This is a genomic window from Streptomyces sp. NPDC056361 (assembly GCF_042262805.1).
In the GTDB taxonomy this organism is placed as follows: Bacteria; Actinomycetota; Actinomycetes; order Streptomycetales; family Streptomycetaceae; genus Streptomyces.
On the sequence record NZ_JBHJQI010000036.1, the window covers coordinates 53,036 to 66,435 of the forward strand.

General features: G+C 72.1%; 14 protein-coding genes. 9 read left to right on the forward strand and 5 right to left on the reverse strand.

The window, feature by feature from the left end; translation table 11 throughout:
• The first annotated feature begins 31 nt into the window (after positions 1 to 31).
• Positions 32 to 715 carry a UbiX family flavin prenyltransferase gene (locus tag ACFCY7_RS14725; protein WP_376484717.1) on the forward strand — a complete coding sequence of 228 codons (684 nt, stop codon included), beginning with the start codon at positions 32 to 34 and terminating at the stop codon, positions 713 to 715.
• On the opposite strand, the gene ACFCY7_RS14730 is transcribed toward ACFCY7_RS14725, so the two are convergent.
• Complete coding sequence (locus ACFCY7_RS14730; RefSeq protein ID WP_367824551.1) at positions 712 to 849, reverse strand: hypothetical protein; 138 nt, start codon at positions 847 to 849, stop codon at positions 712 to 714. The genes ACFCY7_RS14725 and ACFCY7_RS14730 overlap by 4 nt on opposite strands.
• A gap of 112 nt (positions 850 to 961) precedes the next feature.
• On the opposite strand from ACFCY7_RS14730, the gene ACFCY7_RS14735 reads away from it, so the two are divergent.
• Positions 962 to 1,417, forward strand: coding sequence for an Lrp/AsnC family transcriptional regulator (locus tag ACFCY7_RS14735; RefSeq protein ID WP_128976305.1), 456 nt, complete (start codon positions 962 to 964; stop codon positions 1,415 to 1,417).
• A gap of 93 nt (positions 1,418 to 1,510) precedes the next feature.
• Entirely contained in the window at positions 1,511 to 2,674 is a 1,164-nt protein-coding gene (gene mqnE / locus ACFCY7_RS14740) for an aminofutalosine synthase MqnE (RefSeq protein WP_376484722.1), read from the forward strand.
• Between the two features lie 73 nt (positions 2,675 to 2,747).
• On the opposite strand, the gene ACFCY7_RS14745 is transcribed toward mqnE, so the two are convergent.
• Entirely contained in the window at positions 2,748 to 3,281 is a 534-nt protein-coding gene (locus ACFCY7_RS14745) for a GNAT family N-acetyltransferase (protein WP_376484724.1), read from the reverse strand.
• Between the two features lie 187 nt (positions 3,282 to 3,468).
• Between ACFCY7_RS14745 and ACFCY7_RS14750 the strand changes: the two genes are divergently transcribed.
• The 4 genes from ACFCY7_RS14750 (at position 3,469) to ACFCY7_RS14765 (ending at position 8,182) form a co-directional block, all read left to right on the forward strand.
• Positions 3,469 to 3,735, forward strand: a complete 267-nt coding sequence (locus tag ACFCY7_RS14750; protein ID WP_376484726.1) for a DUF4229 domain-containing protein — start codon at positions 3,469 to 3,471, stop codon at positions 3,733 to 3,735.
• Between the two features lie 372 nt (positions 3,736 to 4,107).
• A complete protein-coding gene (locus ACFCY7_RS14755; protein WP_376484728.1) occupies positions 4,108 to 5,448 on the forward strand; it encodes a dicarboxylate/amino acid:cation symporter in 1,341 nt (446 codons plus the stop codon).
• A gap of 105 nt (positions 5,449 to 5,553) precedes the next feature.
• Positions 5,554 to 6,231, forward strand: coding sequence for a TetR/AcrR family transcriptional regulator (locus ACFCY7_RS14760; protein WP_376484729.1), 678 nt, complete (start codon positions 5,554 to 5,556; stop codon positions 6,229 to 6,231).
• A gap of 70 nt (positions 6,232 to 6,301) precedes the next feature.
• Positions 6,302 to 8,182: an AMP-dependent synthetase/ligase gene (locus tag ACFCY7_RS14765; protein ID WP_376484730.1), complete on the forward strand. Its 1,881-nt coding sequence runs from the start codon at positions 6,302 to 6,304 to the stop codon at positions 8,180 to 8,182.
• A 3-nt stretch (positions 8,183 to 8,185) separates the two neighbouring features.
• On the opposite strand, the gene ACFCY7_RS14770 is transcribed toward ACFCY7_RS14765, so the two are convergent.
• The 3 genes from ACFCY7_RS14770 to ACFCY7_RS14780 form a co-directional block, all read right to left on the reverse strand.
• On the reverse strand, positions 8,186 to 8,839 hold the full coding sequence (locus tag ACFCY7_RS14770; RefSeq protein ID WP_376484731.1) for a pyridoxal 5'-phosphate synthase: 654 nt from the start codon (positions 8,837 to 8,839) through the stop codon (positions 8,186 to 8,188).
• Positions 8,836 to 10,101, reverse strand: a complete 1,266-nt coding sequence (locus ACFCY7_RS14775) for an FAD-dependent monooxygenase (protein ID WP_376484732.1) — start codon at positions 10,099 to 10,101, stop codon at positions 8,836 to 8,838. Before ACFCY7_RS14775 ends, ACFCY7_RS14770 begins: the two co-directional genes overlap by 4 nt.
• A 107-nt stretch (positions 10,102 to 10,208) precedes the next feature.
• Positions 10,209 to 11,372 (reverse strand): acetyl-CoA acetyltransferase, encoded by a 1,164-nt coding sequence (locus ACFCY7_RS14780; protein ID WP_376484734.1) that lies wholly within the window; start codon positions 11,370 to 11,372, stop codon positions 10,209 to 10,211.
• Between the two features lie 106 nt (positions 11,373 to 11,478).
• On the opposite strand from ACFCY7_RS14780, the gene ACFCY7_RS14785 reads away from it, so the two are divergent.
• Both ACFCY7_RS14785 and ACFCY7_RS14790 read left to right on the forward strand, forming a co-directional pair.
• Positions 11,479 to 12,756, forward strand: a complete 1,278-nt coding sequence (locus ACFCY7_RS14785) for an acyl-CoA dehydrogenase family protein (RefSeq protein WP_376484737.1) — start codon at positions 11,479 to 11,481, stop codon at positions 12,754 to 12,756.
• The gene (locus ACFCY7_RS14790) at positions 12,757 to 13,227 is read left to right on the forward strand and encodes a nitroreductase family deazaflavin-dependent oxidoreductase (RefSeq protein ID WP_376484739.1); all 471 of its coding nucleotides are present in this window, start codon (positions 12,757 to 12,759) and stop codon (positions 13,225 to 13,227) included.
• Positions 13,228 to 13,400: the final 173 nt, after the last annotated feature.

Here is a 13,400-nt window from a genome sequence, read left to right on the forward strand (position 1 = left end):
TGGTTTTTCGCGGCCGGATAGGCTCAGCGTCGTGGAGTCGCAGGAGAAGAAGAGTCGTCGGCCCTGGGTGGTGGGGGTTTCCGGGGCGTCGGGCACGCCGTACGCCGCCGCCGTACTGAGGGGGCTGCTGGCCGCGGGGGAGAGCGTCGACCTCGTCGTGTCGCGGGCCTCGCGGCTCACGCTGCTCGACGAGACGGGGATCTCCTTCCGGGACGCCCACTGGCGCGAGGACCTGGCGGCCTGGCTGGCGCGGGGCGCCGACGGGAAGCCGGACGCGTTCGACGTCGCGGACTCCCTGGGCGACGTGCGGTACTGGGCGGCCGGGGACCTGGCCGCGGGGCCGTCCTCGGGTTCGTACCCGGCGAAGGGGATGCTCGTGGTGCCGGCCTCGACCGCCGCGGTGGCGGGAGTGGCGCTCGGGCTCTCGAAGGACCTGCTGCAGCGGGTCGCGAGCGTGACGTTGAAGGAGCGGCGTCCGCTGGTGGTCGCCGTGCGGGAGACCCCGCTGAACGGACAGACGCTCAAGCACATGGTGGCGCTGGACGAGGCGGGCGCCGTGGTGCTGCCCGCCTCTCCGGCGTTCTACGCGGGGGCGACGCACATCCAGGATCTGGTGGACTTCGTCGCCGGGCGGGTGCTCGACGCGGCAAGGGTGCCGCACGGGCTGTACCGCCGTTGGGAGGGAGAGCTCGGTGGAGCGCTCCCGGCTGATTAGCGCTTCTTGGCGCGCTTCTTCGCGGCGCGCTTCGAGGCGGCGGACGGCTGGTGGGCACGCGAGCGGTCGGCCAGGTCCTGCAGCTCGCGCATGCGTGCGTAGGCCATCTCGATCGTGTACACGGTGAACACCACTCCTGAAAGATCGTCTTTGATCTGCTGAAAGATTCACAGGGTGTCGCCCCTGTGTACCTTAGATTCTACACCTAAACTCGCGGTATCGCTGGACAATGGAAGGTTCCTCCCTATGGACGCCGTGGACAGGCAGCTCATCCAGGCCCTGCGTGAGAACGGCCGTGCCTCGTACGCCGAGCTCGGCCGCCTCGTGGGGCTCTCCGGCCCCTCCGTCACCGACCGCATCAACCGCCTTGAGGCGGCGGGGGTCATCACCGGTTACCGCGCCACCGTCGACGCCGCCTCGCTCGGCCTCGGCGTCACCGCGCTGATCGGCATCTCGCTCTCCGACGCCGCCGACCACGAGGACGTGGCCCGCCGGCTCAAGGACCTCGCCGAGATCGAGGACTGCTGGTTCATCGCCGGCGACGACTCGTTCATGCTCAAGGTCCGCGCCAACGACGTCGACGGCCTGGAGAAGACGATCCGCCGGCTCTCCGGCACCAAGGGCGTCTCCCGCACCCGTACGACCATCGTGCTCTCCACGAAGTGGGAGAACCGGGTCGGGGACCTGCCCGAAGAGGCCTGACGCGAAGCGGCAATGGGGGTGCCTCCCGCCCGGAGGGTGGGGGAGTACGGTGGGTAAGCCTTGGTTTCGGAGATAAAGGGAGGCGGGCCGTATATGGACGCGGGGCTCAAGCGTGAGCTGGAGCAGAAGGTCCGGGACGGTGAGCGGCTGAGCCGTGAGGACGGCATCGCCCTGTACGAGTCCGACGACCTCGCCTGGCTCGGCGGTCTGGCCCACGAGGTCCGGACCCGCAAGAACGGCGACGTGGTCCACTTCAATGTCAACCGGCATCTGAACATGACCAACGTCTGCACCGCCTCCTGCGCGTACTGCTCCTTCCAGCGCAAGCCGGGCGAGAAGGACGCGTACACCATGCGCATCGAGGAGGCCGTGCGCCTCGCGAAGGCGATGGAGAACGAGAACCTCACCGAGCTCCACATCGTCAACGGGCTGCACCCCAACCTGCCCTGGCGCTACTACCCGCGCTCGCTCTCCGAGCTCAAGAAGGCCCTGCCGAACGTCTCCCTCAAGGCGTTCACGGCCACCGAGATCCACCACTTCGAGACGATCTCCGGGATGTCGGCCTCCGACATCCTCGACGAGCTGATCGAGGCCGGTCTGGAGTCCCTGACCGGCGGCGGCGCCGAGATCTTCGACTGGGAGGTCCGGCAGCACATCGTGGACCACCGCACCCACTGGGAGGACTGGTCCCGGATCCACCGGCTCGCCCACGAGAAGGGGCTCAAGACCCCCTCGACCATGCTGTACGGGCACATCGAGGAGCCGCGCCACCGCGTGGACCACGTGCTGCGGCTGCGCGAGCTCCAGGACGAGACCGGCGGCTTCCAGGTCTTCATCCCGCTGCGCTACCAGCACGACTTCGTCGACATGCAGGACGGCAAGGTCCGCAACAAGCTCCAGGCGCGCACCACGATGGCGACCGGTGCCGAGGCCCTGAAGACCTTCGCGGTCTCCCGGCTGCTCTTCGACAACGTGCCGCACGTCAAGGTCTTCTGGGTCATGCACGGCGTCCAGACCGCGCAGCTCGCGCTCCAGCACGGCGCCGACGACATGGACGGCTCGGTCGTCGAGTACAAGATCACGCACGACGCCGACAACTACGGCACCCCGAACAAGCTGGGCCGCGAGGACCTGCTCGAACTGATCCGTGACGCCGGCTTCCGCCCGGTCGAGCGGAACACCCGGTACGAGATCATCCGCGAGTACCCCGGCCCGGACGCCGACCGCCGCGAGACCCCGCAGGCGATGCGGTTCTGATCGGGTCGCACTGAGGGTCGCACCGAGGAAGGGCCGGCGGGAACCATCCCGCCGGCCCTTCCGCGTACCCCCGTCAGGTCAGCGGCAGCAGCATGACGATGTCGTCGCGGTCGTCGCCCGGAGCCACCCGGATCGCTCCGGGGACGCGGCCGACCTCCTTGTAGCCCGCGCGGGCGTAGAAGCCTTCGAGGCCGAGGCCGCCCCGGCAGGTGAGGCGGATCGCCTCGATCCCCTCGAAGCCGTCGGCCGTGCGGGCGGCCCGCTCGACCGCCGCCATGAGGTCGAGGCCGTATCCCCTGCCCTGGTGGCGGGGGTGGACCATCACCGTGTAGAGCCACACCCAGTGGCCCATCAGCGGGTGGGTGTTGAAGGTGAAGAAGGCCGTGGCGGCGATCTCGCCGCCCTCGTCGCGCCCGACGAGGAGGCGGGTGCGGCCCTCGGACATCGCGACGACGTGCCGGAGCAGCGCGGGGCGGATGTCGCCGGGGGTGGCGGGAGCCACGAAGCCGACCGCGCCGCCCGCGTTGGTGACGTCGGCCCAGAGGGCGAGGACGCCGTCGCGCAAGGCGGGGTCGACGACCGGGTCCACCTCGAAGGTAAGGGTCATATCGTGAGTCTAGCTATTACGTGTCGAGGGGCTCAAGGGATTCCGACCCGTGGACGCGCGGCCCCTCCACGGCCTGGCGGCCCCCGCTCCCGGAGGGCCTCCCGCCCCGTGCTTCACTGGAGGTGCGCTTGTCCCGTATGGGATCTTGGGTACTTTTCGGAACGTCGGAACGGAAGAGTGGGCTGACATGCTCCGCTACACGCTGATGCGTCTCGGCATCTTCGCCGGATGCTTCCTCGCCCTGTGGGGCCTCGTCTACATCGAAGTGCTGCCGCGCGGCCTCGGCGACTCGAACCTGCTCTGGGTCCTCGTCCTCTCCATCGTCGTCTCCGCCCCGCTGAGCTTCGTCCTCCTGCGCAAGGTGCGGGACGAGGCGAGCGCCGAGGTCGTGGCGAAGGTCGACCGCGCGAAGGGTCGCCTGGCCGCGAACCGGTCGCAGGAGGACGCGCTGTAGCGCCGTACCGAGGCGTAAGGGCTGCGTAAGCTTCCTCACAGACATCCACCCCTGGCAGGGCCTTCCAAGGCTCCGGCCAGGGGTGTTCTGCGTTTCGGAGGTGAAATGGGGGTCGCGCGCCTCAAAGAATGGCTTTGAGGTTCTCAAAGTTCAAGTGTTAACGTGCTCGACATGACGACAGCAGTGCGCCCCTCTCATGCCGCGAGCACCCCGCTCGTGGCGCGCCTGCACGTCGACCTGTGCCGCTGTATGTCCGCGGTCTGTCGCCGCGAGTCCTGACCTCCCCGGCATCATGCAGCGGCCCGCGCCCGAGCGCGTGCGCGCCGCACCCCGTCCTCGTACGTCCCCATACGCACCTGTGGAGTGTGTCCGTTGTCCGCGCCCGCGAACGCGCCTGAGGCCAAGTCCTCGTCCCGCATACCGAAGATCCCCTTCTGGGCCCAGATCATCGCCGGTCTGGTCCTCGGCGCCCTGCTCGGCTGGGTCGCCCGCAGCCAGGACGTCTCGTGGCTGAAGGAGACCCTCGGCCAGGTCGGCGACATCTTCGTCCAGCTGCTCAAGCTGGCCGTCGCCCCGCTCGTCTTCTTCGCGATCCTGGTGTCGATCACCAACCTGCGGAAGGTGAACAACGCCGCCCGGCTCGCCACCCGCACCCTGCTCTGGTTCATGATCACCTCGCTGATCGCGGTCGGCATCGGCCTCGCGATCGGCCTGATCACCAACCCGGGCTCCGGCACCGGCCTCACCCCGCAGGACGGCAAGCTGCCGAAGCGCGAGGGCTCCTGGATCGACTTCCTCACCGGCATCATCCCGACGGACGTCATCACGCCCTTCACCGAGCTGAACGTCCTCCAGATCGTCTTCATGGCCGCCGTCGCCGGCATCGCCGCCCTCAAGCTCGGCGACCGCGCCAAGCCGATCCTCACCCTCTCCGAGTCGATCCTGGAGCTGCTCCAGAAGGCCCTGTGGTGGGTCATCCGCCTCGCCCCCCTCGGCACCGTCGGCCTCATCGGCTTCGCCATCGCCGACTACGGCTGGGACCTGATCGGCAAGTACGCGACCTTCACCGCCGACATCTACGTCGGCTGCGCCCTGGTCCTCTTCGGCGTCTACCCGCTGCTGCTCGCCACGGTCGCCAAGGTCAACCCGCTCCACTTCTACAAGGGCGCCTGGCCGGCCATCCAGCTGGCCTTCGTCTCCCGCTCCTCGGTCGGCACCATGCCGGTCACCCAGAAGGTCACCGAGCGCCTCGGCGTCCCGAAGGAGTACGCCTCCTTCGCCGTCCCGTTCGGCGCCACCACCAAGATGGACGGCTGCGCCGCGATCTACCCGGCGCTCGCCGCGATCTTCATCGCGCAGATCTTCGACGTGCAGCTCGGCGTCGGCGACTACCTCCTGATCGCCTTCGTCTCCGTCATCGGCTCGGCCGCCACCGCCGGCCTCACCGGCGCCACGGTCATGCTGACGCTGACCCTCTCCACCCTCGGCCTGCCCCTGGAGGGCGTCGGCCTGCTCATGGCGATCGACCCGATCCTCGACATGATGCGGACCGCCACCAATGTCGCCGGCCAGGCGCTCGTCCCGGTGATCGTCTCCGCCCGCGAGAAGATCCTCGACCACACCGCGTACGAGAACGCCTCGGCCTCCCCGATCGACGACCTCGTCGAGATCGGCGGGACCGACGAGAAGGCCGCGGTCACGACCGCCGCCTGACGCGCACGGCCCCGAAGGTCCACGTGCCCCCTGCCCCCGTCCGGGCAGGGGGCACGTACGCTTTCGCGGGGCATCCAGCGGATCTTGGAAGCAGGAGTGGTCGCCATGGCCGACGGGACGAAGGCGCGGCGGTTGCCGCGGGCCGTGCGGGAGCGGCAGATGCTGGACGCGGCGGTGCGGTGCTTCGCGCGGCACGGGTACCAGACGGCGTCCATGGACGAGATCGCGGAGCTGGCGGGGGTGTCGAAGCCGCTGGTGTACCTGTACCTGAACTCCAAGGAGGAGCTCTTCACCGCGTGCATCCGGCGCGAGGCCGGGGCGCTGCTCGCGGCGGTGGCCGCCGGGGTCGAGGACCGGAGCCTGCCGCCCGACGAGCGGTTGTGGGCGGGGCTGCTCGCCTTCTTCACGTACGCGGCGGAGCACCCGGACGCGTGGGTGGTGCTGAGCCGGCAGGCGCGGACGCAGGGGGAGCCGTTCGCGACGGAGGCGGCGCGGATGCGGGACGAGATCGCGGACTTCGTGGCCGGGCTGATCGGGGAGGCGGTGCGGGAGGCGTCGCCGGGCGGTGCCGAGATCACCGGGCGGGACGTGGCGGCGCTGGCGCAGGCGCTGGTCGGGTCCGCCGAGTCGCTGGCGAGCTGGGCGAACGAGACGCCCGGGGCGAGCGCGCGGGAGGCGGCGGCGACGCTCATGAACTTCGCCTGGGCCGGGCTCGGAAACCTCATGAAAAGCGAACGATGGTCTCCCCGCCGAGCCTTACCGCACAGTAAGGTTACCGGCTAGTTAAAGCTTCATCAGGGCGCAACGTACCGACGCACGACCTCAGTTCATCGCGATAACCGAGGAGCCGCACGTGTCCGTCGTCACCGCCGCATCCGGGACCGAACCGGTCGAGCCGCACAAGACGCTGGTCGACGGGCGGGTACGGGAGGTCACCGTCCCCCCGCTCGTCCCCGTGGTGCGGCGCGGCTCCCTCGCCGACCTGCCCTACGACAACGCCCGCCAGGAACCCGAGACACCGCTCTTCTCCCGCAAGGACGCGGAGGGGCAGTGGTACGACATCACCGCCGCCCGCTTCGCCGCCGACGTGCACGCCGTCGCCAAGGGCCTCATCGCCCACGGCCTGCGGCCCGGCGACCGGCTCGCGCTGATGGCCAGGACCACCTACGAGTGGACCCTGCTCGACTTCGCCGCCTGGGCCGCCGGGCTCGTCACCGTCCCCGTCTACCCCACCTCCTCCGCCTTCCAGACCCGCTGGATCCTCCAGGACTCCGGCGCTGCCGGCTGCGTCGTCGAGGACCCCGAACAGGCCCGGCTCGTCTCCGCCGAACGGCGACAACTCCCCGGCCTCGCCCACCTCTGGGTCCTGGACGCCGGCGCCGTCGACCAGCTCCGCAGGGCCGGCTCTCGCGTCTCCGACGAGGCCGTCACCGCCCGCCGCGGACTGCTCACCCCGGAGACCCTCGCCACCCTCATCTACACCTCGGGCACCACCGGCCGGCCCAAGGGCTGCGCCCTCACCCACGCCAACTTCTTCGCCGAGGTCGACAACGCCGTCCGGCTCCTCCACCCCGTCTTCGTCTCGGAGAGCAAGGAACCCGCCGCCACCCTGCTCTTCCTGCCGCTGTCCCACGTCTTCGGGCGGATGGTGTCCGTCGGCTGCGTCCGCGCCCGGGTCAGGGTCGGCCACGCCCCCTCGGTCGAGGGCGAGGAGCTCCTCACCGACCTCGCCGGCTTCCGGCCGACGTTCCTCCTCGCCATCCCGTACGTCATGGAGAAGGTCTTCAACACCGCCCGCGCCACCGCCGAACGCGGCGGAAAGGCCGCCGCCTTCGACCGGGCCGCCCGCATCGCCCGCCGGTACGGGCGGCAGCCCTCGCCCTCGCTCGCCCTGCGGGCCGCCCGGGCGCTGTACGACCCGCTGGTCTACCGGCGGATCCGGAGCGCGCTCGGCGGCCGGGTGAAGTACGTGATCTGCGGCGGCTCCCCGCTCGGCGCCCCGCTCGCCGAGTTCTTCGCCGGCGCCGGCGTCGAGGTCTTCGAGGGGTACGGCCTGACGGAGACCACCGCCGCCTCCACGGTCACCCCGCCCCAGCGGCCCCGCACCGGGACCGTCGGCTGGCCGCTCCCGGGGACGTCCGTCCGGATCGCCGACGACGGCGAGGTGTGGCTGAAGGGCGGTCACGTCTTCGCCGGCTACTGGGACGCCCAGCGCGGGGTGGCCCTGCCGTACACCGACGACGGCTGGTTCCCCACCGGGGACCTCGGCTCGCTCGACGCCGACGGCTATCTGCGGATCACCGGCCGCAAGAAGGACATCATCATCACCTCGGCCGGGAAGAACGTGGCCCCGGCCCCGCTGGAGGACTGGCTGCGCGCCCACCCGCTGGTCGCCCAGTGCCTCGTCCTCGGCGACGACCGGCCCTACGTCTCCGCCCTCATCACCCTGGACCACGAGGGCCTCACGCACTGGCGGCGGATGCGGCACAAGGACCACCTGGCGCTCTGGGAGCTGACCCGGGACCCGGAGCTGCTCGCCGCGGTCCAGCGGGCCGTCGACGACGCCAACCGCCTCGTCTCGCGCGCCGAGTCCATCCGCGCCTTCCGGGTCCTGACTGCCGAGTTCTCCGAGTCCTCCGGCCACCTGACGCCGTCCCTCAAGCTCAAACGGCGGGCGGTCCTGCGGGACTTCGCCCGGGAGATCGAGGAGATGTACGGGCCCGGGGCCGAATAGGCGCTAGGGCCACAGGAGTTCGCGGGTCCAGCCGCCGGCCTCGCGGCGGTAGCGGAGGCGGAGGTGGCGGCGCCGCTCGTCGCCCTGGAAGAACTCGACCTCGGCCGGTTCGACCACGTACAGGGTCCAGGTCGGGGAGGGGGCGTCCGGCTCGGCCTCGGCCCGGCGCCAGGCCGCCGCGCTCGCCTCGGCGAGGGTCTCGGGGGAGTCGAGGACCTCGCTCTGGCGGCCGACCAGGGCGGAGGCGAGGGCGCCGGTGGTGCGGGCGTGGAGGTCCTCGTACGCCTCCTCGGGGGTGCCGGTGGCGACGTGGCCGCGGACCCGGACCTGGCGGCCCTGGACCGGCCAGTAGAAGCCGAGCGCGGCCTCGGGGCGGGCGGCGAGCTGGCGGCCCTTGGCGCTGGTGGCGTGGGAGGCGAAGTGCCAGCCGCGCGCGTCGGCGTCGTGCAGCATCACCGTGCGGACGTCGGGCCTGCCGTCCTCGTCCACGGTGGCCAGGGAGAGGGTGTGCGGCTCGGTCTGGCCGGCCGCCACGGCCTCGGTGAACCAGTCGTGGAAGAGGGCGAGGGGCTCGGGCGGGGCGCCTGCCGGGTCGAAGGACGGGAGCGCGGTGTCCCAGACCCGGAGGGAGCGCAGGGCGTGGTGGAAGTCGGTCATGCGGCCACGTTAGGGCGCGGGGCGGCGGCGCCGCCGGTCGGCGCGGCGTAGTCCTCGATCGGGACCGCGTTCGCCGCCGCCTGGATGCCGTCGCGGATCTTCTTCGCGATGAGGTTCTTCCAGGGGGTCTTCGGCAGCGTCCGCACCATGAACATGCGCAGGGCGATCTTCCACTTCGAGCCGACGGTCATCTCCTTGACGAAGCCCTCGGCCATCCGCTGGTTCTGCTCCACGCCCGGCCGCATCCGCTCCTCGTAGCGGGTGAAGGCCACCGTGTGGTCGCCGTGGGCCCTGGCCAGCTCGCCGGCGAGGACGTACGCGCCGGTGAGGGCGAGGCCGGTGCCCTGTCCCGAGGCGGGGGAGGAGCAGTGGGCGGCGTCGCCGAGGAGGACGACGCGCCCCTTCGACCAGCGGTCCATCTCGACCAGGGACATGGAGTCGAGGTAGAAGTCGTCGGCGTCCGCCGCGTGCCCGAGGAGCCGCGGGATCTCCCAGCCGTCGCCCGTGAACCGGTCGGTGAGGGCGCGCTTCTGGGCGGTGACGTCGCGGGGGTCGTGGGGGAGTTCCTCGGGCGAGGAGAAGATGAAGAGGTTCTTCGCGTCGGCCTCGCCGGCCGAGCTGTAGACGCAGACCAGCTTCCCGGGGAGGGCGTGGTACGTCTCCCAGCGGTCCAGGCCCAGGTGGTTGGGGGCGGTGAAGATGGAGATGTACGCGCCCAGGTGGCGCTTGAACCGCTCCTCGGGGCCGAAGGCGAGCTTCCGGGTGTTCGAGTGGAGCCCGTCGGCGCCGACGACCAGGTCGAAGCGGCGGACGGTGCCGCTCTCGAAGGTGACCGTGACGCCGTCCGCGTCCTCCGCGAGGGCGGCGATCGAGTCGCCGAAGACGTACTCGACGTCGTCGCGGGTCCGGTCGTAGAGGATCCGGGCGAGCTCGCCGCGCATGATCTCGTCGTCCTCCTCGACGCGTCCGCCGAAGATGTCCGCGGGCAGTTCGCCGATGGTGCGGCCGGCGTCGTCGACGTACGAACCGCCGCGCATGTCCGTGGACTTGGCCCGGATCTCGTCGAGGACGCCCATCCGGCGGCAGACCTCGATCGCGGTGCCGCGGATGTCCACCTTGTAGCCGCCGGTGCGGAGTTCGGGGGCGCGCTCGACGACGGTGGCGGTGAAGCCGTAGCGGTGGAGCCAGAGGGCGAGGGCGGGGCCGGCGATCGAGGCGCCGGAGATCAGGACGGTCTTGGCGGTGGTCGAGGTGCTGTTCACGGCAGGACTCCTTGTCGGGTGTCTGCGGGCCGTTCCCCTGCCCGCAGACATGACTATACGGATGTCCTACACGGTTGTCTATGACGCTTGTATAGATCCTTCCCCGGCTACCGGTCCCGACCGAGCACCACCGTCCCCGACGAGCAGAACCAGCCCCCCGTCCCCGACGCCACCGCCAGCTCCGGCAGCGAGCCGTCCGCCCGCCGCACCTGCAACCCCGGAGCCTCCCCGCGCAGTTGACGCACCGCCTCCACCAGCAGGAACAGCCCCCGCATCCCCGGGTGGCAGGCCGAGAGCCCGCCGCCGTCCGTGTTCACCGGCAGCCGGTCCTTCTCCGCGAAGAACGCGCCGCCCTCGCCCTTCGCACAGAACCCCAGGTCCTCCAGGGTCACCAGGGTCATGTAGGTGAAGGCGTCGTAGACCTCGGCCAGATCGACGTCCGCCGGGGACACCCCCGCCCGCTCGAACGCCAGCCGGCCGCTGACCGCCGCCGGCGACACCGTGAAGTCCTCCCACTCCGACATCGTGGTGTGCGAGACGTGCTCGCCCGTGCCGAGCACCCAGACCGGCGCCTTGCGGCAGTCCCGCACGTACTCCTCGGCCACGAGCAGCACCGCGCAGCCGCCGTCGCTGCGCAGGCAGCAGTGCAGCTTGGTGAACGGGTCCGCGATCATCGGCCCGCCGAGCACCTCGTCCACCGTGATCGGGTCCCGGAACATCGCCTCCGGGTTCAGCGCCGCGTTCGCCCGCGCCTGGACGGCCACCTCGGCGAGCTGCTCCAGGGTGGTCCCGTACTGGTGCATGTGGCGGCGCGCGGCCATCGCGTACTTGGCGATCAGGGTGTGCCCGTACGGGACCTCGAACTGGAGCGGGCCCCGCGACCCGAACGACAGGTTCGCGGTGCGGCGCCCCGCCCGGATGTCGGCGCGGGCGGTGGAGCCGTACACCAGCAGGACCGCGTTCGCGTGCCCCGCGGCGATGGCGTCGGCCGCGTGTCCGGCCATGACCTCCCAGGTGGCACCGCCGACGGCGGTCGAGTCCACCCAGCGGGGGCGCAGGCCCAGGTACTCGGCGACCTCCACCGGGGCGAGCGTGCCGAGCCCCGCCGAGGCCAGGCCGTCGATCAGCGAGCGGTCGAGACCGCTGTCCGCGAGGGCGCGGCGGGCGGCCTGGGCGTGCAGGGCGTAGGGGGTGGCCTCGTCGACACGGCCGCAGTCGGAGAGGGAGACCCCGACGACGGCGACACGGCGGGCGCTGCGTGTGATGGGCATGAATCTGACGGTACATCAGATTCCTTGAATCGGGACCGGCGGTTCTCTGGGCAACCGACCCCGCACCGCCCTAGCATGACGCACCGTCAGATACGGAGGGAGTCTTATGAACGCCGCCGATCACGCCGCGCTCACCGCCTCGCCGGCGGACCCGCCCGCCGCCCCGCCCCCCGCGGATCCGGCGGACCCGCCCGCCGCCCCGCTCACCGAAGAGCAGCGGGAGCTCCGCCGCACCCTGCGGGAGCTGCTCGCCGAACGGGCCGGACCCGACGGGAACCGCACGGCCACCGCCACCCCCGAGGGATACGACACCGCACTCTGGACCCGCATGTCCGCCACCCTCGGCCTCGCCGCACCCGCACCCGCACGCACCGAGGAACACGCAGGCACCGGCCGCGGACTCGCCGCACTCGCCCTCGCCTGCGAGGAGACCGGCCGCGCCCTCGCCCCCTCCCCGCTCCTCGCCACCACCGTCCTCACCGCCCCGCTCCTCACGGCCCTCGGCACCCCCGCCCAGCGCGCCGAACTCCTCCCGCGCCTCGCCGACGGCAGCCTCACCTGCGCCCTCGCCGTCCCCGGACCCCTCGCCCTCGCCCTCGGCCTCACCGGCGACAACACGGCGCACGACTGGGCGGGCGGCGGCCGGGCCGGCGGCATCCAGGCGACCCGCACGGCCGACGGCGGCTGGCGGCTGTACGGCGAGGCCACCCGTGTCCTCGACGGCCACAGCGCCGGACTGATCGTCGTCGCCGCCCACGCCGGAGGCTTCGCCCGCAGCCGCACCCTCCTCTTCCTCGTCCGGGCCGACCCCGCCGGAGTCCCCGGCCTCGTCCGCACCCGGCAGCCCGCCCTGGACCCCACCCGCGCCCAGGCCACCGTCCAGTTCCGCGACACCGCGGCCGAACTCCTCGGCGAGGAACCCGCCGACGTCCTCGGCGCCCTCGCCACCGCCGGCCGGGCCGCCGCCGTCCTGCTGGCCGCCGAAGCCGTCGGCGCGGCACGGGAGGCCCTCGACCGCACGGCCGCCCACCTCGACTCCCCCGCACGGCCCGGCCGCCCCGCCCCCTTCCCGGCGGCCCGCCACCGGCTGGGCGACCTCCACGTCCAGGTCGAAGCGGCCCGCTCCCTGACCCACTGCGCCGCCCGCGAACCAGGCCCCGGGCCCGAGAGCGGACCCCTCGCCCTCGCCCACGCCCTGGAAGCCCTCCGCGCCACCGCCGGCGAGAGCGTCCAGCTGCACGGCGGCACCGGCGCCACCTGGGAACACGAGGCACACCGCTACTTCGAGCGGGCCGCCTCCGACGAACTGCTCTTCGGACCGGCCCGGAGCCTGCGCGCCCGGGCCGCGGAACGGACCGGACCCTTCGGAGAGGTGGCGGCGTAGATGCCCGTCGGCGTGAGACTCGTACAGAAGGTGTCCTCGACCCGGACCTTCGCCAGGATCGCCCCGCACGTCATCCCGGCCATGGACCGGACCGTGCACCGGCTGACCCGGGGCAGGGTGCTGCTCAGCGCGCGCATGCTGCCCGGTGTCATCCTCACCGCCCGGGGCGCCAGGACCGGGCAGCCCCGCACCACCCCCCTCGCCTGCATGCCCGAGCGCGACGGCGGCTGGCTCCTCATCGGCTCCAACTTCGGCCGCCCCGGCCACCCGGCCTGGACGGCGAACCTCCTCGCCCACCCCGACGCGGACGTGAACTGGCGCGGCGAGGACATCCCCGTACGCGCCGAACTGCTCGCGGGCGAGGAACGGGCCGCCGCCTGGCGGTCCGCCCTGGAGTTCTGGCCCCCGTACGCCGCCTACCAGGCGCGGGTGGAGCGCGAGATCCGCCTCTTCCGGCTGACCCGGAGGTGACCCGGACGCGACCCGGAGGCGACCGCGCCCCGGACCGGCCCTCGTACCGGACCGGGACCGGGGCCGGCCCTCGTACCGGACCGCGCCCCGGACCGGTCCCCGTCCCGGACCGGGACCGGGAGCGGCCCCGGACACGGCGACGCCGACGGCGGTCCCGCTCCGCCTCTCGGGGG

Coding starts and splice junctions, on each gene's coding strand:
- ACFCY7_RS14735 (WP_128976305.1), top strand. CDS start 962: ATGGACGCCGTGGACAGGCAGCTCATCCAGGCCCTGCGTGAGAACGGC.
- mqnE (WP_376484722.1), top strand. CDS start 1,511: ATGGACGCGGGGCTCAAGCGTGAGCTGGAGCAGAAGGTCCGGGACGGT.
- ACFCY7_RS14745 (WP_376484724.1), bottom strand. CDS start 3,281: ATGACCCTTACCTTCGAGGTGGACCCGGTCGTCGACCCCGCCTTGCGC.
- ACFCY7_RS14750 (WP_376484726.1), top strand. CDS start 3,469: ATGCTCCGCTACACGCTGATGCGTCTCGGCATCTTCGCCGGATGCTTC.
- ACFCY7_RS14760 (WP_376484729.1), top strand. CDS start 5,554: ATGGCCGACGGGACGAAGGCGCGGCGGTTGCCGCGGGCCGTGCGGGAG.
- ACFCY7_RS14770 (WP_376484731.1), bottom strand. CDS start 8,839: ATGACCGACTTCCACCACGCCCTGCGCTCCCTCCGGGTCTGGGACACC.
- ACFCY7_RS14780 (WP_376484734.1), bottom strand. CDS start 11,372: ATGCCCATCACACGCAGCGCCCGCCGTGTCGCCGTCGTCGGGGTCTCC.
- ACFCY7_RS14785 (WP_376484737.1), top strand. CDS start 11,479: ATGAACGCCGCCGATCACGCCGCGCTCACCGCCTCGCCGGCGGACCCG.
- ACFCY7_RS14790 (WP_376484739.1), top strand. CDS start 12,757: ATGCCCGTCGGCGTGAGACTCGTACAGAAGGTGTCCTCGACCCGGACC.